At 49.6% G+C, this 25,972-nt stretch carries 19 protein-coding genes; 10 read left to right on the forward strand and 9 right to left on the reverse strand.

Annotated features, from left to right (window positions below; genetic code table 11):
- Positions 1-196: 196 nt before the first annotated feature.
- From UNH61_RS07150 to UNH61_RS07165, 4 genes are all read left to right on the forward strand, one after another.
- Positions 197-2,761 (forward strand): GH116 family glycosyl hydrolase, encoded by a 2,565-nt coding sequence (locus tag UNH61_RS07150; RefSeq protein WP_326991452.1) that lies wholly within the window; start codon positions 197-199, stop codon positions 2,759-2,761.
- Positions 2,762-2,944: 183 nt separating this feature from the next.
- Positions 2,945-6,028: a TonB-dependent receptor gene (locus tag UNH61_RS07155; protein ID WP_326991453.1), complete on the forward strand. Its 3,084-nt coding sequence runs from the start codon at positions 2,945-2,947 to the stop codon at positions 6,026-6,028.
- A 27-nt stretch (positions 6,029-6,055) separates the two neighbouring features.
- A complete protein-coding gene (locus UNH61_RS07160; RefSeq protein ID WP_326991454.1) occupies positions 6,056-7,837 on the forward strand; it encodes a RagB/SusD family nutrient uptake outer membrane protein in 1,782 nt (593 codons plus the stop codon).
- Positions 7,838-8,926 (forward strand): hypothetical protein, encoded by a 1,089-nt coding sequence (locus UNH61_RS07165; protein ID WP_326991455.1) that lies wholly within the window; start codon positions 7,838-7,840, stop codon positions 8,924-8,926.
- 109 nt (positions 8,927-9,035) lie between these two features.
- Here UNH61_RS07165 and fucP read toward each other — a convergent pair whose 3' ends face one another.
- From fucP to UNH61_RS07205, 8 genes are all read right to left on the reverse strand, one after another.
- Positions 9,036-10,310, reverse strand: a complete 1,275-nt coding sequence (gene fucP, locus UNH61_RS07170) for an L-fucose:H+ symporter permease (RefSeq protein WP_326991456.1) — start codon at positions 10,308-10,310, stop codon at positions 9,036-9,038.
- 11 nt (positions 10,311-10,321) lie between these two features.
- Positions 10,322-11,188, reverse strand: a complete 867-nt coding sequence (locus tag UNH61_RS07175; RefSeq protein WP_326991457.1) for a fumarylacetoacetate hydrolase family protein — start codon at positions 11,186-11,188, stop codon at positions 10,322-10,324.
- 6 nt (positions 11,189-11,194) lie between these two features.
- Positions 11,195-12,427 carry a DUF6786 family protein gene (locus tag UNH61_RS07180; protein ID WP_326991458.1) on the reverse strand — a complete coding sequence of 411 codons (1,233 nt, stop codon included), beginning with the start codon at positions 12,425-12,427 and terminating at the stop codon, positions 11,195-11,197.
- A 54-nt stretch (positions 12,428-12,481) separates the two neighbouring features.
- Positions 12,482-14,119: an altronate dehydratase family protein gene (locus UNH61_RS07185; RefSeq protein ID WP_326991459.1), complete on the reverse strand. Its 1,638-nt coding sequence runs from the start codon at positions 14,117-14,119 to the stop codon at positions 12,482-12,484.
- A gap of 11 nt (positions 14,120-14,130) precedes the next feature.
- Positions 14,131-14,913 carry an SDR family oxidoreductase gene (locus tag UNH61_RS07190; RefSeq protein ID WP_326991460.1) on the reverse strand — a complete coding sequence of 261 codons (783 nt, stop codon included), beginning with the start codon at positions 14,911-14,913 and terminating at the stop codon, positions 14,131-14,133.
- A 25-nt stretch (positions 14,914-14,938) separates the two neighbouring features.
- Positions 14,939-16,498, reverse strand: a complete 1,560-nt coding sequence (locus UNH61_RS07195) for an aldehyde dehydrogenase (NADP(+)) (protein WP_326991461.1) — start codon at positions 16,496-16,498, stop codon at positions 14,939-14,941.
- A 20-nt stretch (positions 16,499-16,518) separates the two neighbouring features.
- Complete coding sequence (locus tag UNH61_RS07200; protein ID WP_326991462.1) at positions 16,519-17,658, reverse strand: glycoside hydrolase family 172 protein; 1,140 nt, start codon at positions 17,656-17,658, stop codon at positions 16,519-16,521.
- A 107-nt stretch (positions 17,659-17,765) separates the two neighbouring features.
- On the reverse strand, positions 17,766-18,782 hold the full coding sequence (locus UNH61_RS07205) for a substrate-binding domain-containing protein (RefSeq protein WP_326991463.1): 1,017 nt from the start codon (positions 18,780-18,782) through the stop codon (positions 17,766-17,768).
- 104 nt (positions 18,783-18,886) lie between these two features.
- Between UNH61_RS07205 and UNH61_RS07210 the strand changes: the two genes are divergently transcribed.
- The 3 genes from UNH61_RS07210 to UNH61_RS07220 all read left to right on the forward strand — a co-directional run bounded on the left by UNH61_RS07210 (position 18,887) and on the right by UNH61_RS07220 (position 21,109).
- Complete coding sequence (locus UNH61_RS07210) at positions 18,887-19,402, forward strand: GNAT family protein (protein WP_326991464.1); 516 nt, start codon at positions 18,887-18,889, stop codon at positions 19,400-19,402.
- A 114-nt stretch (positions 19,403-19,516) separates the two neighbouring features.
- The gene (locus UNH61_RS07215) at positions 19,517-19,870 is read left to right on the forward strand and encodes a YciI family protein (protein WP_326991465.1); all 354 of its coding nucleotides are present in this window, start codon (positions 19,517-19,519) and stop codon (positions 19,868-19,870) included.
- 12 nt (positions 19,871-19,882) lie between these two features.
- A complete protein-coding gene (locus UNH61_RS07220) occupies positions 19,883-21,109 on the forward strand; it encodes a DUF6596 domain-containing protein (protein WP_326991466.1) in 1,227 nt (408 codons plus the stop codon).
- Here the strand turns inward: UNH61_RS07220 and UNH61_RS07225 are convergent.
- On the reverse strand, positions 21,106-21,525 hold the full coding sequence (locus tag UNH61_RS07225; protein WP_326991467.1) for a carboxymuconolactone decarboxylase family protein: 420 nt from the start codon (positions 21,523-21,525) through the stop codon (positions 21,106-21,108). The genes UNH61_RS07220 and UNH61_RS07225 overlap by 4 nt on opposite strands.
- Between UNH61_RS07225 and UNH61_RS07230 the strand changes: the two genes are divergently transcribed.
- The 3 genes from UNH61_RS07230 (at position 21,524) to UNH61_RS07240 (ending at position 25,929) form a co-directional block, all read left to right on the forward strand.
- Positions 21,524-22,489, forward strand: a complete 966-nt coding sequence (locus UNH61_RS07230; protein ID WP_326991468.1) for an AraC family transcriptional regulator — start codon at positions 21,524-21,526, stop codon at positions 22,487-22,489. The genes UNH61_RS07225 and UNH61_RS07230 overlap by 2 nt on opposite strands.
- A 178-nt stretch (positions 22,490-22,667) precedes the next feature.
- Positions 22,668-25,103, forward strand: coding sequence for an ABC transporter permease (locus tag UNH61_RS07235; RefSeq protein WP_326991469.1), 2,436 nt, complete (start codon positions 22,668-22,670; stop codon positions 25,101-25,103).
- Between the two features lie 241 nt (positions 25,104-25,344).
- Positions 25,345-25,929: an RNA polymerase sigma-70 factor gene (locus UNH61_RS07240; RefSeq protein WP_326991470.1), complete on the forward strand. Its 585-nt coding sequence runs from the start codon at positions 25,345-25,347 to the stop codon at positions 25,927-25,929.
- Positions 25,930-25,972 lie beyond the last annotated feature (43 nt).

Below are 25,972 nucleotides of genomic sequence, written 5' to 3' on the forward strand. Positions count from 1 at the left end.
CATTACACATTCCCATTTCATAATTCTTTTTTTGGTTTCTTCATTAACTTGTTTTAGCTTTATCTTAAATTGCTTAAACGTTTAAGCAAAAAATATTCCACGAAAAACTTAAAATCAATTCCACGGCACTGACCTGATGTGAGTACCTATGCGTGATGATGTGTCAGTAGCTACCTTATTCAAAAACACTGACGACATGAAAAAAAGTAACAACCGGCGTTTTTTTCTGAAGAATATTGCTGTAGCCACTTTGGGGATTTCTGCATTACCAGCGGTTTCCTTTGCGGAAAAGGAGCATACTCCGGATTCGCCTTCAGCCGAACCGGAAAGTGGCCGCCGGTTTAATGATGTTTATAAAGGAAGATATAATAACCGGGTGGCTTTCCCCATAGGAGGCATTGGGGCAGGTATGTTTTGCCTCGAGGGAACGGGAGCCATATCACATATGTCTGTACGGCACAACCCCGAAATGTTCCAGGAACCGGCCATGTTTGCAGCGCTGAGTGTGAAAGGCATGACTGGCGGCGCAAGAGTGCTGGAAGGCTATGTGCCCGACTGGAAAAAATTCGGTATGCGCGATGCGGGGCTTGGTGGTACCGGTGGCGCTACCTGGGGCCTGCCACGTTTCCGGGATGCTGCCTTCAACGCCCGCTTCCCGTTCGCTGATATTCAGCTGAACGATCCGGCAGTTCCGGTTAAGGTGCAGATAACGGGCTGGAGCCCTTTTGTGCCGGCTGATGAAGATAGTGCCAGTTTGCCGGTTGGCGCGCTGGAGTATCACTTTACCAATACCGGCAGTACCACCGCCGATGCAGTATTCTCCTACAACGCACGCAATTTTATGCGGACAGCCGATACGGGAAATACGGTGAAGCCTATACGTAATGGATTTATCCTTTCACAGGATGCGTTAGCGAATGCCCCCGAAAAGCGGGGGCAGTTCGCTATTTACACGACTGAACCGGGCACGGTGACCGATCATTGCTGGTTCCGGGGAGCATGGTTCGATCCGCTGACGATGGTATGGAATGCATTGAAAGAAGGGAAAATGCCAGATAACCCACCCGTGGAAAAGGATGCACCGGGAGCTTCCCTGTTTGTGCCCTTTCAGCTGAAACCGGGCGCTACGAAAGTCATCCGCCTGATGATGGCCTGGTATGTACCGGATTCCAAACTTCGTGTAGGCGACGACGCTAGTGGGAAAACCAATGGGCAGTATTACAAGCCCTGGTATAGCAGCCGTTTTAAAGATGTGGAAGAAGTAGCAGCCTATTGGACCAGTGGTTATGAAGATCTCCGTAGGAAGACGGCATTATTCAGTGATACCTTTTATAAAAGTTCCCTGCCACCCGAAGTACTGGAAGCAGTAGCTGCCAACCTGACCATCCTGAAATCGGCCACAGTCATGCGGCAACACGATGGCCGCTTCTGGTGCTGGGAAGGCTCCGGCGATAACTGGGGCAGCTGTCATGGTACGTGCACACATGTATGGAACTACGCACAGGCAGTGCCTCATCTCTTTCCCGCACTGGAACGGAGCCTGCGGCATACAGAGTTTCATGAGAACCAGAATGCAGAGGGGCATCAGGGATTCAGGGCGAATATTCCTATCTCACCACTGGTGCATAACTTTCACTCGGCAGCCGATGGACAGCTGGGAGGGATTATGAAAGTGTACCGCGACTGGCGCATCAGTGGCAACGACGAATGGTTGAAGGAACTGTTTCCGCTGGTGAAGATAAGTATGGATTATTGCATACGTACCTGGGATCCTAAACGGAAAGGCATCGTGGAAGAACCTCATCACAATACCTATGATATTGAATTCTGGGGCCCCACCAGCATGTGTACCAGTTTCTACCTGGGCGCGCTGATGGCTTTTACAACAATGGGAAAACACCTGGGTCAGGAGGTGGAAGATTATACATCGCTCTATAATAAGGGGAAGCAATACCTGGAAACATCTTTATACAATGGTGAATTTTTTATACAACAAATCAGGTGGACCGATCTGCAGGCGCCGGATCCGGTAAAGGCACAATCCTTTGCCACGCAATACTCCCAGGAAGCGCTGGCTGTACTGAAAAAGGAAGGGCCTAAATATCAATACGGAGCAGGATGCCTGTCGGACGGTGTGCTGGGCTCCTGGATTGCCAGGGTATGCGGACTTCACGAACCCGTAGATCCTTTGAAAATAAAAAGCCACCTGCTCTCCGTACACCGTTACAATCTGAAGAAGGATCTGGGCGGGCACGTGAACCCGCAACGATCCACCTATGCGCTGGGCAATGAAGGCGGACTATTACTCTGTTCATGGCCCAAGGGAGGCATGCTCTCTTTGCCGTTTGTATATAGCAATGAAGTATGGACCGGCATCGAATACCAGGTAGCGTCGCACCTGATGTTCCAGGGTGAAATAGAGAAGGGGCTGGACATTGTACGCGCCTGCCGCAAACGTTATGATGGTACCGTGCGCAATCCATTCAACGAGTATGAATGCGGCCATTGGTACGCCAGGGCTATGTCGAGCTACGGACTGCTGCAGGGACTCACCGGCGCCCGCTACGATGCAGTGGATAAAGCCATTTACATCGACTCGCGGATCGGCGACTTTCACAGCTTCATTGCTACCGACAAAGGCTTCGGCACGATCAGCTGGAAACAGGGCAAACCTTCCCTGCATGTAGCGTATGGCACTATCCCCGCAGCAAAGGCCATCGTGGGTGGAAAGGAAATGCCCCTGCACCAAACGACAGCGTAGCTGAATTACATCACGTTTTCATCCATCCGGATAATCAAAGTGGCGCTGGTAATAGTATCGCTTTGATATAGTTTACTATTCAACAAATCCACACCAGCATGGCAGTTGCATCCAAATGGCTTTCTTTATTTGCTTAAACGTTTAAGCAATACGGTTTTTATCAATCACCAAAATCCACACGCTATGAAAGCTTCGTTGCGGGTTAGTCCGCATGTACCGAAAGCGTTGACAAAAAAATGTATCCGCTTTCTTTTCTTTCTTTATTGTATGTCCGGTCAATTGCTGTATGCACAGAAAGTGATATCCGGAAAAGTAACCGGTGCGGCCGACGGAAAGCCTTTACCCGACGTCAATGTAGCCGTAAGAGGCACACCGGTAGGCACCACTACTTATCCTGATGGTACATACGCGATTAAAGTAGAGAATGATAACGCCGTGCTGGTGTTTACTTATGTCGGATATGAGATGCAGCAGGTAACCGTAGGAGGCAGTGCTGTTATCAATGTGGCGCTCAAACCGCAAACAAGTACGCTCGGAGATGTTGTGGTGGTAGGATTCGGCAAGCAGAAAAAGATTTCTGTTACCGGTGCCATCTCCAGTGTACCGGTCAACAACCTGCAGCGCATTGCTACGCCGTCGCTGTCGAATGCGCTGGCAGGAAGTATGCCCGGTATCGTTACCCGGCAAAGCTCCGGTGAGCCGGGATACGACGGCGCCGCAATATTTATCCGCGGCTTTGGTACCTGGGCTAACAGGAGCCCGCTGATACTGGTAGACGGGGTAGAGCGCGATATTAACAATATCAATACCCAGGAGATAGAAAGTTTTTCTATTCTGAAAGATGCCTCTGCAACAGCTGTTTACGGTGTACGTGGCGCCAATGGTGTTATTCTGATCACCACCAAACGTGGAGCGCTGGGCAAACCTACTGTGACCTTTCGTACCGAAAGCGCCACCCTCACTGCCATGCGGCTGCCCAATTATATTAACGGGGCCGAATATTCGGGGCTGATCAATGAAGCACTGGCCAATAATAATCTTCCGCCGCGTTATACGCCGGAGGAGTTACAGAAATTTAAAGATCATTCGGATCCCTACCTTTATCCGGATGTGAACTGGACAGATGCAGTGCTGAAGAAAAATACTTTTCAGTCGATCAATAACCTGAGTATTTCAGGAGGCACAGAAGTAATTAAGTACTACGCGAATGTTGGCTATACGCTGCTCAATGGCATCTATCGGCAGGATCCGGCAAATGCTTATAAAACCAATGCGCAGATGAAGCGCTACAACTTCCGCTCGAATGTGGATATCAATGTGTCCAAAACGATCAGCCTGGAACTGGGTATAGGTGGTATTATACAGCAGGGGAATTATCCTGGCACCAGTGCCCCGGATATTTTCAGCGCGTTGAAAATTACATCTCCCATTAATTTCCCTAAAGTAAATCCCGATGGCTCTGTGTCCGGCGCCTCTACCTCTTATCTCCAGAATAATCCCTGGGGGCTCGTCACGCAGGCTGGTTATACCCGGCAGGATCAGAATACCCTGCAGGGTACATTTGGTGGTAAATGGGATCTCTCGTCGCTCGTAACAAAAGGGCTTTCCTTACGTGGGATGTTTTCCTATGATCACTGGTATTTTGCTTCTACCAGCCGTATTAAACCATATGCAATCAAACAATATCTTGGAAAAGATGCACAGGGTAAAGATCTGTACTCCGATCCGCCTATCCGGGAAGAACAGCCGATGGGTTATGCGTTGACGAACAGGGCTAACCGTGCCATATATACGGAGATCGCGCTCAACTACAACCGCGCATTCGGTTACCATACCATCACCGGCATGATACTGGGTAACCGCCGCGAGTATATTGACCTTACTGCCGGCGCTACTATCGACAACCTGCCATACCGGCGGCAAGGTCTGGCAGGGCGCATTACCTACAATTTCAAAGACCGTTACCTCGCAGAGGTAAATGCCGGCTATAACGGTTCTGAAAATTTTCCGGAAGGAAAACAGTACGGATTTTTTCCGTCGGTTTCTGCCGGCTGGGTGGTCAGCAACGAGCGCTTCTGGCATATCAACGCTATTTCCAACCTGAAGATCCGCGGTTCTTACGGTCAGGTAGGGAACGATCAGATAGGAGGAAGGCGGTTCCTGTTCCTTACTACCATTAACCGTCAGGGGCAATCTTATTTCTTCGGCGACAATCAGCGCTTCTATCAGGGCTTCGATGAAGCGCAGATCGGAAACGATAACGTGACCTGGGAGGTAGCCACCAAATCGAATCTGGGACTGGATATGGAACTGCTCAATGGTACCATCAGTTTGCAGGTGGATGCATTCAAAGAGAACCGCTCAGGTATCCTGATTCAGCGTGGCGTTATTCCCCGCATTACCGGATATTATCCCTGGACGTTGCCCTACGCCAACCTCGGTAAAGCAAAGAACCATGGTATAGATGCATTACTGGAAGTGAAGCACACTACCGCTAATGGATTCTACTATAATTTCCGCGGAACGTTTACCTATGCCCGTAGTATATGCACACAAAACGATGATCCGATTCCGAAGTATCCGTACCAGTCGTTTGTAGGGCAGCCTATCGATCAGCCGATGGGACTCGTGGCAATTGGTTTTTTTAAAGACCAGGCAGATATCGACAACAGTCCGAAGCAAAACTTCATGGAACAGGTAAAACCCGGCGATATCAAATACAAGGATGTGAATGGCGATAAAGTGATAGACGACTACGACCGCGTACCGATCGGCTATCCCAGAACGCCGCAGATCGTTTACGGCGCGGGCGCGAGCTTTGGCTATAAAGGGTTTGAGCTGAGTTTCTTTTTTACCGGCGTTGCACAAACGAGCCTGTTTGTAGATGGTCCATCCATGTATGCTTTCCAGATGGGACTTGGTACCTATAATATCCTGCATGAATATTACGATCATCGCTGGACGCCGCAGACGCCGGATGCCAGATACCCACGGGTATCCCCCTACGAAAATCCAAACAATAACCGGACGTCCACCCTGTTCCTGCGGGATGCGAGTTACGTACGGCTGAAAAGTGCAGAAGTAGCTTATAACCTGAAGCTGAAGCAAGGGAAGAGGCCCGGGCCACAGAGCATACGGATTTTCATCAATGGTTATAACCTTATTACCTGGGATAAGATCAAGGTAGTAGATCCTGAGTCTGATTACGGTACCGGCGGTTATCCATTACAGCGGAGCGTGAATTTCGGCGCCCAGGTTACCTTTTAACTCATCACCCTGTTTAACATGTCCGTTATGAAATCGATAAAAATACTCCTGCTGATCAGCGCTGTTATGCTGGCTCCGGCCTGTACCAAAAATTATTTGAAGAAAGCGCCTGACGAAGATCTGGATATCAAAAAAGTTTTTTCTGAACGTAAGTATGCAGAATCATTTTTAACATCTGCCTACAATAATATACCGGTTATGCTGGGAGCGGCCGACTGGGACCAGCGCAATCCGTTTACAGGCGCCAGCGATGAAATGGAAATCACTTTCCTCGGCGCTTATTGCCATTTGCTGAATTCAGGCGCGTGGAGTGCCAACGACTATTACCCCGACATTTGGGGGTTCATGTTTGAAGGCATCCGCAAAACCAATCTGTTCCTGGAAAATGTAGGACAGGTACCGATGGATGAAAATGAACGTAAGAAGTGGATCGGAGAAGCTACTTTTCTGCGGGCATTCTTCCATTTCATGCTGGCAAGGATTTACGGGTCTGTACCCATTGCCGATCATGCCTATACTCTCAGTGAAGACTATACGAAAATACGCCGTGCACCGGTAGATAAAGTAGTGGCATTTATTACAGGTGAATGCGATAAAGCGGCGGCATTGCTCGACTGGTCCGTAACACCTGATAAATATGGGCGGATCACCAAAGTAGCTGCTATGGCGCTGAAAGAGCAGGCGTTGTTGTATATGGCAAGCCCGTTGTGGAATGGCAATCCTGATTATACCGGAATAAAAGATAAAGAAGGTACTTCCTTATTTCCTGCTTTTGATAACGGAAGATGGAAACAGGCCGCAACAGCTGCCAAGGCATGTATAGACGGCGCAGAGGCTAATGGCTACCGGCTTTATCGTTCCGCCTCCAACGATCCGGTGAAAAATTATCAGGAGATATTCACTGAACGCTATAACCCGGAAGTATTGTTTGCCCGTAATGCAGGTGAGCACTCACATTTTGAGCGTTGCAGTAATCCTATCAGCTATGGAGGATACTCTATTTTCTGCCCTACGCAGGAGCTGGTGGATGATTATGAAATGGATAATGGCATGAGACCCGTTACCGGGTATAACGCCGACGGCTCTCCGATAATTAATGCCGCATCGGGATATGTGGAAACCGGCTATGTTGCAGCAAAGCATCCAAAAGATTATTACCCGGCCGGAGTCAGGAATATGTATGTTAACAGGGAGCCGCGTTTCTATGCAAGTATTAACTTTAACGGCGCGATCTGGAAGAACCGGGGCATTCAGTTCTGGTTCGAAGGACTGGATGGCCGCAAGCGGGCAGGCTCTGACTATTGTATTTCAGGTTACCTGATGAAGAAAATGGTGAATCCTACTTCCGATATATTTCAGAACAGGTTTTCGCTGAACACCTGGATCTACTATCGTTTAGGTGGCATCTACCTGGATTATGCAGAAGCATTGAATGAGGCCGACGGGCCGGTAGGGGATGTCTATAAGTATGTTAACGCCATCCGCGACAGATCCGGGTTACCGGCATTGCCGGCAGGATTAGCGAAAGATGAAATGAGGGAGCGTATCCGCCATGAACGACGTATAGAGCTGGCTTTCGAAACATATCGCTATTTCGATACCCATCGTTGGAAAACCGCAGCGGATATTGATAGTAAAGAAGTACATGGTATGAACATAGGAGCAGGCTCTTCCCTGAATGACGACAGATTTTACAAGAGAACGGTGATAGAAAAAAGGGTATTCATTGCTCCCAAACATTATTTATGGCCTATCCAGCAGGGCGAAATCAATAAAAATCCTAACCTTGTACAAAATGTTGGTTGGTAAATGACGAAACAATTATTGAGTGTATGCGTTGCCGTTATAATGCTGGCGTCGACAGCAAATGCGCAGCAAGCAGGAGCAGACGCTGAATGGATCCGGCCTGATCACCCGGGTGCACCGCCTGTGTGGGGCATCCGGAACGGGATCGTTGTGGGCCTCTGGCCGGCCCCGATTGAGCATCCACGCCCGGGTGCCGACGGCGGTCCGCGTGGATTGCTGCGTATCGGCTACGAGTGGAAAGGGAGTATCTATCATATCAATTACATGGCCATAGAACCGGTAGTAGCCGGGCAAATGGAGTTCAGCGAAATTTCTCCGTCACGTGTAGATGGCAAGTGGGGCAAAATCATGTGGGCAGGAGATACGCCGGATCCGGGCAGGTTCAGCACCACCAGCACGGTGCAAGGTGTACTAACGCATCCTGATGCCGCGCATCCGGAAAAAACAACGTTGTCGCTGTATATTTTCATGGAGCAATTTGCCAATGGAGCGCATCCCTATTTGCGCATCAGTATCAGTAACGACCGGCCCGAAGAGCTTTGCATGGAAGTGTTTCATCTACCCGGCAGCGCTGCTATGGAGCGATGTGGTATTACCGCCACCATGGGCAATTATTCCCGGCTGAGAAACCTGTACCTGAAGAACGAAGTAGTAAATGCACGTAAGCTGTATGCAGGCTTTGAAGGAACCGGTTTCGTTGAGAAGGATCCTTACCCCGCCAAACAAATGATGCGAACCCGGAATGGTGATTACATCGTAATGGCCCAACCTGACGAATCCCTGTCGGAACTGGCAAGCTGGCCGGAAAACGAAAAGTATGCGGCCAGATGGAGCTGGCGCTACCGGCCCTTTTATCGCCTCACGCAATACTGGCGCCATCCGGGCTCCGATAGTACCCACACCCTTCAGGTAAGAGTGAATGGAAGAGCCAAATACTGGAGTGGCGGCAGTAACAATCCTGCCGCTTATATCGACATTCCCGGAGGCCCGGCGTATGAGAACTTTGAACTAAGAGAGCAGTATTATCCCGGAGTGAAATGCTGGTTCGGGCTTAGCAGGAAAAGAATAGAGGAAATTAAGAATATGGAATGAAGAATTAAGAATATGGAATGAAGAATTAAGAATGAAAAGCGGAGATCTAAACGGATAAGATATTGTATAATATCATCCGCTTAGATCTCCGCTTTTCATTCTTAATTCTTCATTCCATATTCTTAATTCTTTTCGCGTATCCTCCAACCACCGCAAAGCACACTAACGGTACTGCATATCCCCATTGCACATTCGCATAGTACGTAATGGCCCCGAGGCCAAGGGGAATGAGTGCGCCGCCTACGATAGACATAACGAGAAATGCAGAAGCAGATTTGGTTTCATTGCCCAGGCCGGCGATGGCAAGAGAGAAGATGGTAGGAAACATAATGGACATGAAAAATTCCACACCAAGCAATGCATATACGCCTGCTTTTCCGCCAATGAATACGCTATAGCAAAGCAATAACACGCAGGCGATGCTATAGATAAGCAACAGTTTCCGCGGTGCTATCTTTTGCATCAGCCAGGTACCTACGTAACGTCCGGTCATAAAACAAAGCAGGAGGAATCCAAGGTAAGTGGTAGCTTCTTTCTCATGCATATGCCCACTGAATCCGGCATATCGTATGAAGAAGCTGGAAATACATACCTGTGCGCCTACATAGGCAAACTGTGCGATCACGCCTTCACGGAAACGGGGATGCCTGAATACACGAAGATTGATGGTCACGCCTTCTCCATGTTCTTCCTGAGTAGGAGGGAAACGCATGATACGAAAGAGAAGGGCTGTCAGTAACAATACGCCGGCGATGGCCAGGTAAGGCGCCTGCACGGAACGGGCTTCAGATAACAGGTACTGCTGCAGCGTTTCCGGGGCCATGCTATGCAGTTGTTCGGGTGTTAGCTCTTTGCCGGAGAGGATGACTTTGCTCAGAAAGAATGCTGATACAAATGCACCGAGGCCATTGAAGGCCTGCGCGAAGTTAAGTCGCTGTGTAGCGGTTTCCGGGCTGCCCAGAATGGTGATATACGGATTAGCGGCTGTTTCCAGGAAGGTCATACCTGCCGCCATAAGGAACAGTGCAAACAGAAAAAGACCGAAGGAACGTAGCTCTGCCGCCGGAAAAAACAGGATAGCTCCGGCTGCAGCAATCAGCAGTCCGGTAATGATGCCCGTTTTATAACTCCATTTGCGCATTACAAAAGCTGCGGGCAAGGCAAAGAAAAAATAGCTGATCCAATAGGCGGAGTCAATAAAGGCCGACTGGAAATCGTTCAGCTGGCAGGCTTTCCGCAGGTGCGGAATGAGTACAGGAATCAGGTTGCCGGTAAGCGCCCATAGAAAAAACAGGCTGATGATAAGTATGGAGGCTACCCGTAGTTGACTGCCGCTGGCGGCTGGCGTTGTAGAGGCAGTTTTCATGGTGGCGGTGGAATTCATAAAAGCGGTTTTTATGATGATAAACGGCAGGTTTGTACCTCATTAACCAATTGGCCTATATGATCGATGCTGATCTCCACACGGTCGTTGTCACGGAGCGTGAAACTATTATCTGGCACCAGGCAGGTACCCGTCATCAGGTAGCAGCCCTCCGGAAAGGCACAGCCTCTGTAAAGAAAGCCTGCCAGCTCCTTGTGGCTACGCTTCATCTGGCTGATAGGAACACTGTCGGCATACTGTACTTCATTATTCCTGTAGATGCTCATTCTGATCACGGTGTCGGGCGGAATGGGCCGGTCAGGCACCATCAGGCAAGGCCCCAGGCCCGCACATTTTTCATAAACTTTTGCCTGGGGAAGATACAGCGGATTTTCCCCTTCTATGCTGCGGGAACTCATATCATTACCAATCGTATAGCCTTCAATGTTACCCCTGCTGTTGATAAACAGCGTGAGCTCAGGTTCCGGCACATCCCAGGACGAATCCGGGCGGATATACACCGTTTGACCATGACCGGATACACGATGCGGTGTAGCTTTGAAGAACAGCTCCGGCCGTTCCGCCACATATACTTTATCGTAGAAAGTGGCACCACCGGATGTTTCGGATTCCTCCATGCGTGCGGTACGACTGCGATAGTAGGTAACACCTGCTGCCCATACTTCCTGCGTGCCTATAGGAGGCAGCAGTTCACGAGCAATTAGCTGTGTAGCTGCTTCAGCAGTTACAGATGAATAAGACGATAACTCCGTAACGATGCTGTTGTACAGCTGTTCCCTGTTTACAAATCCATTCCATTCCCGCTGCACCTGGTACCAGGCGTCTTTATGAAAGACCAGCAGTCCGGAAGTTGTTTTATAGATGAGGATAGTATCCATGTTGATTTATTTTTTTGTGAGGAAATGTTCTACTTCTTCAACAGGTAGTTGCCACAGTTGAGAAGCCAGTGTTTGCAGTGCATTCCGGTTACCTTCAAAATGCATGGTTACCTGTTTGTAGCTGAGCGATTCTCCCGGTTTCAGTGGGCGGGCGTCTGACGAGGATTCCACTTCATAGAACGGGCCCATCTGAGTGCCATCTGCCAAAGGTCCATCGTTATAGCAGTTGACAGCATCTCCTTTGAACGGTTCTTTTTGTTGTTCCCATTTCGAATTCACATAACGGCCTTCAGGCACTACTTCGTAGAACAATACAGTAAGCGTGTTATGCTGAAGATCGATGCTGCCGGCGCCTTTTTTAGCGATAAGGGGCGATAGTCCGAGTTTGCCACGGGCTTTACCATCGGCACGGAACAGGAGAAGGCTGTCTTTCACCTGCAGGTTGGCAACCGGGATCTTACCGAAGTAATCATCGGTGATAAGGCTTCTGGAGCCACTACCCGCGCGGAAGGGCACAATGATGGCAGTCTGATCGGAAGGCTTGAACATGCCCAGCAACCAGATGCTCAGGAGCCCGCCTTTTTCTTCCCAGGTATTGCCGCCTTTGTTGGTAACAATATTGGTGGTTTGATAAGCTACGCTGTTGAGGCCCGCAGGTAACTGAAACCCAAGCATACCGGCAATGTCACCATTGTTCAGCAGACTGATGGTGCGGGAAATATGAAGTGTGAAGTTACTGCCACTGTAATTCTGCAGTGTTCCTTCTTTTTCGTAAGTAATGGTATTATCGGAATGGGCAGTTACTGCATAATGGGCAGTATCTATTAATCCGGGTGTTTGCCAGTTATTGAAATCAAAGCTTTTGCCTTTCGGAAAGAACAACGCAAACTGTCCGCCTTCAGGGCCCAGCCAGAAACGTTCTTCACCGCCGAATGCATTGATATGGGGGGCGTATTTACCGGATGATACCAGGGCATAATTGATCCAGCCAAAACTATTTCCTTTTTCCCCGTTGGTGGTACTGGTCATAACGCGGGCCTGGTAATCGCCTGTAACTACCAGTCTGCTGCTATCACCGGCGTTTTTCAACACTACTACATTTTGCAGGTGTTGTTGCAGAAAAGCAACATCTTCTCCGAAGTTAGCAGGTATTGTGTCTTTCATTTGATGGGTATTACCAGCGTTGTTGCAGGCTGCAAGGCCCGCTATCAAACAGCCGTAAATAATCTTAGACTTCATAGCAATGGAATTTAGTGAATCGCTACTAACCACTAGCAGTTAATAGCTAACAGCTTATAAAGATATCCCTCTTTTCCAGGGAATAAAATCGTTTTGTTCCAGTTGTTGTGCTTTGGCGCTATACTCGCCGCTGGCGCTGCTGATCACCAGTTCCAGGATCTGGTTGGCCATGTCGTTGATGCTGGTGTTGCCACTGATGATACCACCGGTGTCGAGGTCGATGATATCGGGCATTTTAGCGGCGAGCGTACTGTTCGTGGATAGTTTGAGCACGGGTGTAACCGGGTTGCCGGTAGGAGTGCCCAGCCCTGTTGTGAACAGTACAACATTAGCACCGGCGCCTACTTCTGCGGTAGTGGATTCCACATCACTGCCTGGTGTGCAAAGTAGCGCCAGGCCCGGGTGTTGTACCCATCCGGGATAATCTATTACGTCTGTTACCGGTGAAGAGCCTCCTTTTTTGGCCGCTCCGGCCGATTTGATGGCATCGGTAATGAGGCCATCGCGGATATTGCCGGCAGAAGGGTTGGAGTCGAAGCCCGAGCCTACGGCCTCCGCGCGACTGGCATAATCACGCATCAGTTGTACATAGCGTGTAGCCAGCTCCGTTGTAGTGCAGCGATCGCTTAGCTCCTGTTCCACGCCGCATAGTTCGGGGAACTCCGATAATATAACCGAGCCTCCCAGTGCTACAACGATATCGGCCACGCGCCCTACAGCGGGGTTAGCGGAGATGCCTGAGAATCCATCGGAGCCGCCGCATTCCATACCTACGCATAGTTTGTTGAGAGGGGCAGGTTTGCGTTGGTATTGATTCGCTTTTGCCAGTCCTTCAAAGGTCTGTTGTAAAGCCTGCGACATGAGATTTTTTTCTGAACCGGCCTGCTGCTGTTCGAGGCAGATAACGGTGCGGTCGAAGCCAGGTACGCGTTTTTCAATTTCCTCTTTCAGCATGGCGATCTGCGCGTTCTGGCATCCGAGGCTTAACACCGTGGCGCCGGCTACATTCGGATGGGTGATATAACCCGCCAGTATGCCGCACAAAGCACGGGCATCCTGTTTGGTGCCGCCGCAACCCAATGTATGTGTCAACAGTTTAATACCGTCGATGTTGGGGAAGGTGCGGCCTTTGATATTGATTTCGGGAGATGTTGCTCCGGCAGTGGTACTGTTTTGCTGCAATCCCTGGAGTAGCCCGCGCAACATCGCTTCGTATTCATGTTGTTTGCGGTAGCCCAGTTCGTTCACGAGCACTTCGTGCAACAGCTGAACGTTGCGGTTTTCACAGAAAACGAGCGGGATGATTACCCAGTAGTTGCCGGTGCCTACGCGGCCATCGGTACGATGATAGCCCATAAAGTGCCGGTTGCGCCAATGGCTTACATCCGGCGCCGTCCAGTTGCTGTGGCGTTCTCCCTTTACGGCAAACTGGCCGGAAGCATGACGGATATTTTGTGTGGTGATCAGGTCGCCGGCGGCAATAGCCTCGTTGGCGAGGCCTACCAGTACGCCATACATGGTAACGGGGGCATCTTTCGGGATGGCGCCGGCAGCTATTTTGTGCTTAGCCACCACATCGCGTATAGCCTTTACCGTTACACCGTCATTTTCCACGATACTGCCGGCGGGTATGTTTTGTAAAGCAACCCATACGTTATCGTCGTGATGTATTTTTAAAACAGCTTGTTTCATGATTGTAGAAATTATTGAAGAGCTCTGTCGAGATGAACATAACCACCGTCTACATGTATCAGTTGTCCGGTGGTATGGCTCGATTTTTCTGATAGCAGGAAAGCTGCCATCTGGGCGATTTCTTCCGGTTCTGTCATTCTTTTTTCCAATGGAATGCGTGCGACAATACTGGCGAGCTTAGCTTCTTTATCGGCGAATGTATTGATCCAGTTTTCATACAGCGGCGTCCACGATTCGGCAACAACGATCGCATTTACCCGGATGCTGTAGGGAAGCAGTTCCACGGCCCATTCGCGGGTAAGCGCATTGCGCCCGCCATTGGCGGCTGCATAAGCAGAGGTGTTGCCCTGACCGGTTTCAGCGGTTTTGGAGCTGATGTTTATGATAGTGCCTTTGCTTTGTTTCAGGTAGGGCAGTGCATGATGTGCCACCAGGTAGTAGTGAACAACATTGCGGTGCAGTGATTGCATAAACGCTTCATAGGAGCCGTTTTCCAATCCTACGCCATCGTTGAGGCCAGCATTGTTAACGAGCCCGTCTACCCGTCCGAACAGGCTGGCCACCGCTGCTACTGCCTGCCGGCAGGCATCGGGGTCCGTTAGTTCCGCTACTACGTGCGCGCCATCACCGCCGGCCTGCCGTATCCGATCCAGCTGCTGCTGGTTGTCGGCCTCACTTCTGCCGATGATAACGGGAAATGCTCCTTCCTGTGCGAGTACGGATGAAATAGCTGCTCCTATACCTTTGGCGCCTCCTGTTACAATAATGATCTTGTCTTTTAAACCCAGGTCCATATGTTGTTTTTGATGTGTATGTAGATTAATGGTTACCCAGATTGGTAAAGGCGCCGTTTACCAGTCGCCATATACCCATGGGGTTATTATCCTGTAATTCCGGTGGCAGCAGTGCTTCGGGGAAATCCTGGTAGCATACAGGGCGACAAAACCTGTAAATCGCAGCGGTGCCTACAGAAGTGCCGGCAGCAGGGGTAGTGGCTGGCCAGGGGCCTCCGTGTACCATAGCCGGACTAACGGCTACGCCTGTAGGAAAGCCGTTGATGATGAGCCGGCCTGCTTTTTCTCTCAGGATGTTGATCAGGGTACCATGTTCTTTCAGCTCCGTTGCAGTACCGTGGATGGTAACGGTCAGTTGTCCTTCCAGGCCGCGGGCCAGGGCATAGAGCTCGTCTATATCTGCTGCCTGTATATGTAACGACGAAGGACCGAATACTTCATGGCAAAGCGCCGGGTTTTCCATTGCCTGCGTAGCGCTGACCTGCAGCAGGCAGGGGGAAGCCTGCGCAGGAGCAGCGGTGGAGGCGCCGATTAGTTCGGCGCCCTGTTGCCTTAACGTGGAGATGCCTGTTTGATAAGCATCGAGGATACCCGGTGTGAGCATAGCGCCGCCGGGCATTTTACCGATCTGCAATTGCAGTGTATGAAGGAAATGATCGGATCCGGGAGTAGTAACGAATACACCAGGGTTGGTACAGAACTGGCCGGTACCGAGCGTAACAGACTGGAGGAACTGTTCTGCCAGTGCGGGACCTTTTTCCGCCAGGATGCCTGGCAGGAAGAAGACGGGGTTTACGCTGCCCATTTCGGCAAATACCGGAATGGGTTTGGAACGGCGTGTAGCCGTATCATATAGTGCCTTGCCTCCCCTGAATGAACCCGTGAAAGCAATAGCGGATACCAGCGGATGTGCTGCCAGATATTGCCCTGTTTCATGGGATATACCATGCACCATGGAAAATACGCCGTCAGGCATTTGAGTACGCATGGCCGCTTTACGTATGGCCGTAGCCGTTAGGTGCGACGTATGCGGGTGTGCGGGATGCGCTTTGAACACCACCGGGCATCCGGCAGCCAGGGCGGCGGTAGTATCGCCGCCGGCAACGGAAAATGCCAGCGGGAAATTGCTGGCGCCGAAAATGCCGATAACGCCAACAGGTATCTGCATCTGCCGCAGATCGGGCGAAGGTGTATTGATGCGGGCATTCACCCAGGATCCTTCAGCGATCATGGCAGCGAAGAGCCGCAACTGATTGGTAGTGCGGTCGCGCTCCCCCTGGAGGCGGGTCACAGGCAGACCGCTTTCAGCAGCGGCTACCTGTATTAATTCATCTCCCAATGCAATAATATCATCAGCAATAGCCTGCAAAAAAGCAGCACGTTGTGCCGGCGTAGTTAATTTGTAGGTATCAAAAGCCTGGGCAGCCAGTGTAAGGGCTGCCTCCATTTCACCGGCAGTAGCTTCCCGGAACTCGGGCGGCAGCCACGCCTGTTGCAGTGGCGCAAAGGCGCGGAAGGTATGATCGCCTTCGCCGGAAAAGCTGTTGCCTATCATCTGTAATCCTAAGGTGGCAGTTCGACTCATGTTCCGTTTATTTATAGCTGTTAGTTTACTTCCAGGTCGTTTTTAGAAGGCAGTTTCGGGAATGGTGCGTGTGGCTCCCGCTGATACCAGAATACGGTGCTGCTGATATCTGATTGTTGCGGAAGATAGCGTCCGCCGCTGCGCCAGCCCAGATCCTGGATCGTCACTTTCAGTTCTTTCTCAAAGCGGATAGGATCCATGATATGCCAGCGGTACAGCCCGAAGCGCTGCTGGGATTTATACAACCCATCCGGGCGGATTACCTGAGGTAAACCAGTGTATGGGGTGGAGAATTCCTGGTAATGGCCTTTGTGGTCGAAGTTATAGGAACCGCAGAAATAATCTTCCGTACCGGTGCCACAAATAGTTGGGAATTTGTCATCCCCATCCATGAAGAATTTTATTTCTCCTTCACCCCACCAGCCGTTGTTGTTAACGCCCCAGGCGAGGTAAGTGCCCACGTACTGGCCTTTTCCTTTGATGCCATCTACCAGTGTATGAACGGCGCCCTGTACGGGATTGCTCCTGCGGAACTGCGCATGGAAATAACCGGCATCATCCGGTACGCTTGTCAATGTATAATCAACCTGGTAGTACAATGTCATCCTTTCTGTATTGATATTCTCCATAGTGATCTTACATTTCTTCCGGAATGGCATCGCCCAATAGCAGTTAAAGGCGCTGCCCGGATTTACGCATATAGGCAGTGAAGAGAGCGGAGAATATTCACCCCAGCCCATGCCGAAGAAATCGCCGACAGGCACTTCCACAGAAGGGGTAGATTCATCGTCCCAGTAGATGCGTATAATTGAATAACGCCAGTTACCGGTGGGTGTCATCCAGATGTGCTGAATAGCGCCGGGGCCATCAATTTCCGCGAGGGTAAAGGTTTTGCCTGGCTCAATGAAAATGAAGGGATTCACTTTCCAGCCCTGACCCAGGTCCCGGGCTGCGCCGCGGGCATTGCCCTGATCGAGGGTAGCCATGCCGCCTTTGCCAGGTTCGCCGGTGAAGTTTTCCGGGCTGATAGAACGGGTTTTTGCATTGGAAAGGCGGTAGAGATTGCCCATGTTCATATCTAATCCGTTAAAGGCCTGCTGGGCAGAAGTAGCAGCCCAGGTGAACAAGGTAATCAAAGACAGAAAGATTAGTTTTTTCATAATGCGTGTTGTTATCAATTCTGGTTTTGCTTTATCGTTTAAGCAACGTGGAAAATTTTATAGCATTAAACAGGCGCGGGCAATGAAGAGGGCGGTGGCAGCAGGGTTCAGCTACCGCAGGACTTCCTCACCACCAGCGTGGTATCAATGCAAATATGCTCAGTTGTTGTTGTATGGTCTTTAATCTGGTTCAGCAGCACGCGCACGGCAGATTTTCCCATTTCAAGGATGGGTTGTTTTACAAACGTGACGGGAGAGTAAAACAGGTCGAGCGCTTCACCTTCATCGAAAGTAATAACAGCCAGTTCTTCGGGTATGCGTATACCCAGCTGGTTAATGTATTTCAGTCCCTCCAATGCCAGGCTGTTAGTGGCAAAGAAAATAGCATCTGCCGGTTTTTTTCCTTTCAGCAGCTGATCTATGGCGAGTTGTATGTCTTCCTTCAGGTGTGAATAACGTGCCTTTTTCAACAGGCTGGCGGGCGCCTGCACATCGTGTTGTTCCAGGCCTTCCTGGTATCCGCGTATCCTTTCCGTGATGTGGTGCAGCGACGTTTTATACGCCACCATGCCTATCCGGCGGCGGCCTGCTTTGATCAGGTGGCTCACGGCATTGAAGGCGGCTTCGCAGTTATTGACGCCGATATAGCTGCCTGGTAACCCGGGAAAGAAACGGTCGATCATTACAAAGGGTACCCGTTGCTCCTGCAGTTGCAGTATCTGCTTTTCTGAACCTTCCGTAGGCGTGATAATGAGGCCATCGACCTGCCGGTTGATCAGTACATTAATAAGGTCCTGGGATTTGTCGACGTTTTCATCGGAGCTGCCGAAAATCACGGTATAATTATTCTTCTTGGCTTCGTCTTCAATCGTGCGGGCAATATTGGCAAAGAATGGGTTGGAAATATCCGCAACAATCAACCCTATGGTAAATGACCTGCCGCTTTTCAGGCTACGGGCAATATGGTTGGGCTGGTAGTTGAGTTTGCGGGCAATCTCCCGGATCTTCTTCGCCATTTCTTCCCCAATCCGTGCTTCCTTCTCTTTATTGGTTAACACATAAGATACCAGGGCGGTGGATACGCCTGCTGCGGTTGCGATATCTTTCAGTGAAACCTTCTTCATTTTTTAAAGGTATGCTTAAACGTTTAAGTATGCAAGTCTTTGGCGAATTTTTTTTTAACCTGCTGTGAATGGGTAACTTAGGGAAGGTAATATTATAACAAGATATGATTACGCTTGAAAAATTCACAACTGAGGATTTCGACCGTTTTATTTCATGGATAGGCACGGAAGAAGAGCTGGTGCAATTTGCCGGTCCTATTTTTACCTATCCGCTAACACGTGAACAATTGTACCGGTATCAGCAGTCGGTTGGCAAACAGCCATTCCGGGTGCGGTTGACGGCCACCGGTGAGGTGATCGGACATTGTGAGCTGAATTTCGAAAACTATCTGCCGCGCTTGTCGCGCATACTGATTGGCGACAGAGAGATGCGTAACCGCGGGCTGGGGAAGCTGATTGTGCGGGAGCTGGTGAACAGGCTTTTCAGCACTACCATCCACGACATGGTAGACCTGAACGTGTACGACTGGAATGCAAATGCCATTGCAGCCTATACCCGGCTGGGCTTTCGTGTCAATCCGGAAAAAGAAAAAACAGTACAGGTGGGCAATGCCACCTGGCGCGCTTATAATATGATATTAAAGAAAGCCGACTGGCAGCCGGAAAAGATCTTTGCTTAGCATGAACCGCCGCGTTGGTATCTCCCGAAAAAAAAATGATACCCGTGTCCAATCCGGGTAAATCCATTTGTTGAAAGGGTATAGTTTATTCACTAACACTTAAAACTTATTGCAATGGACGAGTTTATGTTAATTTTCAGACATGAAGACGGCACCAAGATCGCGTCTCCTGAACAGATACAGATCTGGATGAAACAAACCATGGATTGGATAGGAAGTATCGCTGCACAAAACAAATATGTAGGCGGTAACGGCCTGCCTTTCGACAACAGCCGGGTGGTGTGGCATAACAACGTAGTGACCAATGGCCCGTTTGGCGAAATAAAGGAAACTATCGGCGGTTATATTATAGTAAGGGCGGAAACTGTAGACGAGGCCGTGGAGTTCGCGAAAGGATCTCCTGTACTGGCGGGAAATGGCAACAGTGTGGAAGTACGTCGTATTTATACTCCTGCAGAACATCCATAACCCATGCCGGATATGCAGCACCAGGAACTGATTCCCCGTTTGTTCCGGACCGAATTCCGCAAGATCACAGCGGTACTTTGCAAAACATTTGGCTTAGATAAACTGGGAATGGCGGAAGATATAGCCAGTGAAACATTTCTGGCAGCCATGGAAACATGGCCCTACAAAGGCATTCCGGAGCAACCTGTTGCGTGGCTTTACCTGGTGGCAAAGAACAAAGCAAAAAATTACCTGCAGCGGCAACATCTTTTCGACGGAAAGATTGCCGCGCAGGTAAAATCCAATGGCGCAGATGAAGCAGCTATTACGATCGACTGGTCCGATCAGTATATCAACGACAGCCAGTTGCAGATGTTGTTTGCAGTTTGTCATCCTGCTATCTCGAAAGAAGCCCAGGTAGGGCTGGCCCTCCGCATACTCTGCGGGTTTGGCATCACTGAAATCGCCAACGCATTTCTGACTAATAAAGAAACCATCAACAAGCGTTTGTTCCGTGCCCGGGAAAAGCTCCGGGAAGAGCAGGTACAAATGGAGATGCCCGGCAGTGCCGGCATCAATACCCGGCTCGATGCGGTACTAACGACGCTTTACCTGCTCTTCAATGAAGGCTACTACTCAGAAAGTGACGATGTCGTACTTCGTGAAGATCTTTGCCTTGAAGCGATACGCTTAACACATTTGCTAACGGAAAACCCCTCCACGAACCTGCCGGCAGTGAATGCGTTGCTGTCGCTCATGTGTTTTCATGCTTCCCGGTTTCCTGCCAGAAAAGACAGCAGTGGAGAAATCATTCTCTATGCCGATCAGGACGAGCGCCTGTGGAATGAAGAGCTGATCAGTCGTGGTGCCTGGTACCTGCATCAGGCATCGCAGGGGAACCAGCTTTCGAGGTATCACCTGGAAGCCATGATTGCCTGGTGGAATACACAGAAGCAGGATACTCCGGAAAAGTGGGCGCAGATACTACAGCTATATAACCAATTATTGCAGCTGATCTATTCGCCGGTGGCAGCATTGAACAGAACCTACGCGCTGGCACGGGTATATGGCCCCGAAACCGGCATCCGCGAAGCAGAGAAACTGAAGCTCGAACAAAATCATTATTATTTCGTGTTGCTGGGAGAGTTGTATACCAGCGTGGATACCGCCAAAGCAGCGGAGCATTTTCAGAAAGCCCTCGCGCTGGCGCAGACGCAGGCAGATAAACAAACTATTCAGCGAAAACTGGATGTGCTTTAATAATCGTGATCGCCCAGTGTAATGCGCAGGCGGTTCAGTGCATTCATCAGTGAGATGCTGGCTGTAAGATCTACCAGTTCCTTTTCTGTAAAAACCGATTCCAGTTGCCTGCGGGTAGCAGGAAGATCGCCCTCCATCAGCGTTAGTGCATCCGCCCATTGCAATGCCAGTTGTTGCCGCTCCGTAAAGCCCGCCGCCAGTTTCCAGCCGGGCAATTGATCCAGCAGTGCAGCATCCACGCCCCAGGCGCGTAGTTCGCCGGCATGAAAACGACAGCAATAGGCGCAGCCGTTGAGTTGTGATACCCGTAATTCTACCAGTGCAATGAGCTGCTCATCCAGACCGGACTTCCTCAGACTATTGTGTGCCTGATACATATGACCAATCACATCTTTCGAAATTGCTTTATAATTCATGACAAGTATTTTTGCCACACAAAGATCCGCTTTCGGATCCTCCATCAATGGTACGCTGAAAGGAGAAAACAGTAACCTCATTGGATCGGGGATACAGCGTCGGCGGATTCGTTACATTTGCTGCATGGATTTCTTACAGGGCTTGTTTGCCATTGAAACGGTGACATATACCGAATGGGAGGAGAGAAGCAGAACGAATAACTTCTTTGAGCTGGTGTATGTGCTGGAAGGCGGGGGAATGCAAAGTGTCAATCACGAGTTGCGCCCGTTCAGTAAAGAAGCGCTTCACTTGTTGCCGGCGGCGAGGTGTTACAAATATATTATCGGGCAACCTTCCACATTTCTCTTTATCCGTTTTGCCGGCAGCTATTTCCTGCCGGCCAGCCGATTTGATATTGACTACAGCCAATGGTTCGGACAACTGAATTTCATACTGAGTCATCATCCGCATCATCCCGGCGAACTGTTGACCGATCCGCGTGAAAAGCAACAGGTAATAAAGCTGCTGGAAGCAATACAGCTGGAGCATGAGAAAGGGGCTGCTACCGCAGTGGCTGTTGTGCAAAGTGTGCTGGCCGCCATATTGGATATAATATCTGCCAGCGTGCAACGGAAAGCTTCGCAGGAAAGGGTTTTCAGCGATTATAAATTTGCAGGGCTGTTGAATTTTATACAGCTGCATCTGACGGATCCGGAAAAAGTGACTGTTGCTTTTCTGGCGCGCATGTTTCATATATCCACCACTTATTTCAGCGAATATTTCAGGCGTAATGCTGGAGAGCCATTTCAGGATTTTCTGTTAAAAGCCCGGCTGAATGTAGCCGTTTCCCGGGCCAGGTACACGCAGTTACCCGTGCTGGAGATAGCCATGGATCTGGGCTTTACTGATAGCAGCCATTTGAATCGTATGTTGAAGAAGTACTACGGAAAAAGTATCAGGCAGATCAGGATGGGAGAGGAGTAGTCACTTTTTTTGCTGTGTAGATAAGTTGAATAGTTTGTGCCCCGTTCGGATAGGAACGACGATATGTTCGTAAATGAACAAATAATCCCCGGGCTATAATAATTACCTGCTGCAAATCAACAGATTGTACTTTTTGCTTCATTTTTGAGGTAGCAGATTATTTTTAATTCGTATAGGCATGATCCATCTGAAAACAATTATACGTAGCCTGAGGAACAGGAAGATGTTTACTGTACTGAATGTGACAGGGCTGGCAGTCGGTTTTGCGGCCAGTCTGCTGATATTTGTGTTGATCCGTCATGAGTTGAGTATAGATACCTTTCATAGTAAAAGCGACCGGATTTACCGGGTAGTATCTACAGAAACCTTTCGCAACGGGCATGTAGAGTATGATGGTTGTGCACCGCGGCCTTTGCCGGCTGCGTTGAGGCAGGAGTTTCCGCAGGCGGAGAAAGTATCGGCGGTATTCAGGGAGCGGAGGATGCAGTTTGCAGTGGCAGGACAAGCGGGTGTTGAAGAAAAGAAATTCCGTGTTGCAGATGTATATTTTGCAGAGCCGGAGCTGTTTGAAATATTCGATTTCCCCTGGATAGCCGGCAGTCCCGGCGCCGCGTTGCACGATCCGTTCACGGCAGCTATATCCCGTTCGCTGGCTGAGAGATGGTTTGGCCGTTGGGAGGATGCAATGGGGAAAGTGATCCTGGAAGGCGATGGCCGGCAGCCATACCGTATCACGGGGATCATGAGTGATCCGCCGGCAAATACGGATATTTCGCTACAGCTGGTTTTGTCCTATGCTACTGTACGCGACCGCTGGGCGCGTGAGCTGACAGATCCCAGAAGCTGGGATAGTTTTACTACTTCTTCTCAATGTTTTTTCCTGTTGGGCAAGCATCAGACCATCGCGTCAATGGAAGCCCGGCTGCCTGATTTTGTGGCCCGGCATTATACGCCCTTGTTCGCGAATTCCAGTACACGCGACTCCAGCTATTTTCAATCGTTGAGGGATATGCATTTCGATGCTAAGTTTGCCCGTTATGGCGGGGAGGGCTGGTCGTACAAAGAATTGTGGGCGATGGGGCTGATTGGCCTGTTCCTGCTGGCAGTGGCCTGTATCAACTTCATCAACTTATCCACCGTACAATCCCTTACCCGTGCGAAGGAAGTGGGCGTACGTAAAACCCTGGGCAGCAGCCGTTCGCAGCTGTTTATACGTTTTCTTGCAGAAACAGCTTTATTGGTACTGCTGGCGATGATACTGGGTTGTGTGCTGGCGGAGCTGGCATTGCCTTCGCTGAAACAGCTGCTGAGTAAGCCGGTAGCCATCCGGATGCTGGATGGTAGTACGCTGCTGTTTTTGTTGTTACTGGGTATACTCACTACATTCCTGGCAGGGGCTTATCCGGGGCTGATTCTTTCAGGATTTAATCCTGTTGCAGCGATGAAGAATAAGTTGCAATCAAGGGCGGCAGGCGGTATTTCGCTCCGCCGGAGTTTAATTGTTGCCCAGTTCGTGATTGCGCAATTATTGATTATAGGAACGCTGGTGGTGAACCGGCAAACGAAGTTTTTCAGGGAGCAGCCAATGGGCTTCGACCGGAAAGCCATCGTATTACTGGATCTGCCCTGGAGAGCAGAAGGTACTTCCGTATACAGGTACCTTAAAAACGAAATGAAGCAGGTGCCCGGAGTATTATCGGTAACACAATGTGATAACCCACCATCAATAGACTGGCAACGATCAAGTTATCTGACATTCGGGAATAATACACATCCGGAAGATTTTGAGGTTTCCTACTGGAATGCAGATTCGGATTATCTTAACACTTTTCAACTGAAACTGGCTGCGGGCCGATTTCCGCGTCTCACCGATACGGCTAAAACAGAAGTGGTGGTCAATGAGAAAACCGCGAAGGTACTGGGTTTCAATGATCCTGTAACCATCATCGGAAAGCGTATCCGGTTGGGCGATACCAGCTGGCCGCTTATACCTGTAGTAGGGGTGCTCAGGGATTATAACAATGCTTCATTGAAAGAGGCCGTACATCCTATGCTGATTACTTCCAGGGGAAATGAACTTAATATGCTCGCTATAAAACTGGATCCTGCGCGCATGGAAAGTGCGATGGAAGGGTTGCGGAAATTGTATACGGCTAATCTGCCTGCCCATATATTTGAACCTGTTTTCTTCGATGAAATGGTGGGGCGCTTTTATAATGCAGAGGTGATAACAGGAAAGCTGTTCCGGATTTTTACACTGCTGGCGATCTTCATCTCCTGTATGGGCATGTATGGCCTGGTATCTTTTTTAGTGGTGCAGAAAACGAAAGAAGTAGGGATACGGAAAGTACTCGGGGCATCCGTGCAGCATATCGTTTACCTGTTTTCGAAAGAGTTTACCCTGTTGATTGGTGTCTCTTTCCTGATAGCAGCGCCGCTGGGTTATTACCTGATGCATCACTGGCTGCTGGGTTTTCAGTATCGTATTCCGCTGGGCTGGGATATTTTCGTATATGCCATCCTGTTATCAGTAGTGGTCGTTTGGCTGAGCGTAGGGTATAAGGCAATCAGTGCTGCTTTGACGAATCCTGTTAAAAGTCTGAAAACGGAATAGCTGGCATCTGAACGTAGTAATATCCTTCTCTGATGAAGGATGAGGTGGCTATTAACAACGGCTATATCCTGCAGTTTGGGCAGGACATCGTATCTTAGAAAATGATCAGGGCGAAACGCCTGTCTTTCCCCAATTCCCAAATCTAGCGAAAGCAAATGGGGGCATAACAATCGATGTCTTAACAATTATTTTATATTCGATCTTACTTCGTGCGAATTACTTTTGGAGCGAATTTGATCATATGGATATCGAAAATGGTGGACTTCCGGATGAATTTTTACTGGTAGAAAAGTTGCGGCAGGGCGATGAAAGGGCTTTCCGCGACCTGTATGATTTCTATTGGGAAAAGCAGTACGACCTTGCCTACTATAAACTGGGCGTGAGAGAACTGGCGGAAGAAATTACACAGGAGGTATTCGTAGCGCTATGGGTGCAGAAAGCCGACCTGGACCCCGGCAAGCCGGTGGGGGCCTGGTTATATGGAGTTACAAAGAACCGTATATTGAATGCTTACCGGAGACAGGTATCGCACCATAAATACCTTCAGCACGCCCCTATGCAGGAGGAAACCAATAATACCACAGAGCAGCTTTCCTTTAATGAGCTGAATGCCCTGGTGCAACAACGTATCAGTGAATTACCTGATAAATGCAGGGAAGTATTTACCCTGAGTCGTATACAGGGATTTAATACCCGGCAGATTGCTGAAACCCTGAATATTTCCCCGAAAACGGTGAATAATCACCTCGTAAAGGCCCTCAAGATAATGAGAGGCAACCTGAAAGACTATATTACCCTCCTGATCCTGTTATCGATTCACAGGTAACATTAATTTAACGTAGCCACGAGTAGGTGTAAAGGAAGACTTG

The organism is Chitinophaga sp. 180180018-3, from assembly GCF_037893185.1.
Classification (GTDB): domain Bacteria; phylum Bacteroidota; class Bacteroidia; order Chitinophagales; family Chitinophagaceae; genus Chitinophaga.

What these genes read in the sequence shown, in the direction of transcription:
- UNH61_RS07150 (WP_326991452.1), top strand. Translation starts at nt 197, where the DNA reads ATGAAAAAAAGTAACAACCGGCGTTTTTTTCTGAAGAATATTGCTGTA.
- UNH61_RS07155 (WP_326991453.1), top strand. Translation starts at nt 2,945, where the DNA reads ATGAAAGCTTCGTTGCGGGTTAGTCCGCATGTACCGAAAGCGTTGACA.
- UNH61_RS07160 (WP_326991454.1), top strand. Translation starts at nt 6,056, where the DNA reads ATGAAATCGATAAAAATACTCCTGCTGATCAGCGCTGTTATGCTGGCT.
- UNH61_RS07165 (WP_326991455.1), top strand. Translation starts at nt 7,838, where the DNA reads ATGACGAAACAATTATTGAGTGTATGCGTTGCCGTTATAATGCTGGCG.
- fucP (WP_326991456.1), bottom strand. Translation starts at nt 10,310, where the DNA reads ATGAATTCCACCGCCACCATGAAAACTGCCTCTACAACGCCAGCCGCC.
- UNH61_RS07175 (WP_326991457.1), bottom strand. Translation starts at nt 11,188, where the DNA reads ATGGATACTATCCTCATCTATAAAACAACTTCCGGACTGCTGGTCTTT.
- UNH61_RS07180 (WP_326991458.1), bottom strand. Translation starts at nt 12,427, where the DNA reads ATGAAGTCTAAGATTATTTACGGCTGTTTGATAGCGGGCCTTGCAGCC.
- UNH61_RS07185 (WP_326991459.1), bottom strand. Translation starts at nt 14,119, where the DNA reads ATGAAACAAGCTGTTTTAAAAATACATCACGACGATAACGTATGGGTT.
- UNH61_RS07190 (WP_326991460.1), bottom strand. Translation starts at nt 14,913, where the DNA reads ATGGACCTGGGTTTAAAAGACAAGATCATTATTGTAACAGGAGGCGCC.
- UNH61_RS07195 (WP_326991461.1), bottom strand. Translation starts at nt 16,498, where the DNA reads ATGAGTCGAACTGCCACCTTAGGATTACAGATGATAGGCAACAGCTTT.
- UNH61_RS07200 (WP_326991462.1), bottom strand. Translation starts at nt 17,658, where the DNA reads ATGAAAAAACTAATCTTTCTGTCTTTGATTACCTTGTTCACCTGGGCT.
- UNH61_RS07205 (WP_326991463.1), bottom strand. Translation starts at nt 18,782, where the DNA reads ATGAAGAAGGTTTCACTGAAAGATATCGCAACCGCAGCAGGCGTATCC.
- UNH61_RS07210 (WP_326991464.1), top strand. Translation starts at nt 18,887, where the DNA reads ATGATTACGCTTGAAAAATTCACAACTGAGGATTTCGACCGTTTTATT.
- UNH61_RS07215 (WP_326991465.1), top strand. Translation starts at nt 19,517, where the DNA reads ATGGACGAGTTTATGTTAATTTTCAGACATGAAGACGGCACCAAGATC.
- UNH61_RS07220 (WP_326991466.1), top strand. Translation starts at nt 19,883, where the DNA reads ATGCAGCACCAGGAACTGATTCCCCGTTTGTTCCGGACCGAATTCCGC.
- UNH61_RS07230 (WP_326991468.1), top strand. Translation starts at nt 21,524, where the DNA reads ATGACAAGTATTTTTGCCACACAAAGATCCGCTTTCGGATCCTCCATC.
- UNH61_RS07225 (WP_326991467.1), bottom strand. Translation starts at nt 21,525, where the DNA reads ATGAATTATAAAGCAATTTCGAAAGATGTGATTGGTCATATGTATCAG.
- UNH61_RS07235 (WP_326991469.1), top strand. Translation starts at nt 22,668, where the DNA reads ATGATCCATCTGAAAACAATTATACGTAGCCTGAGGAACAGGAAGATG.
- UNH61_RS07240 (WP_326991470.1), top strand. Translation starts at nt 25,345, where the DNA reads ATGGATATCGAAAATGGTGGACTTCCGGATGAATTTTTACTGGTAGAA.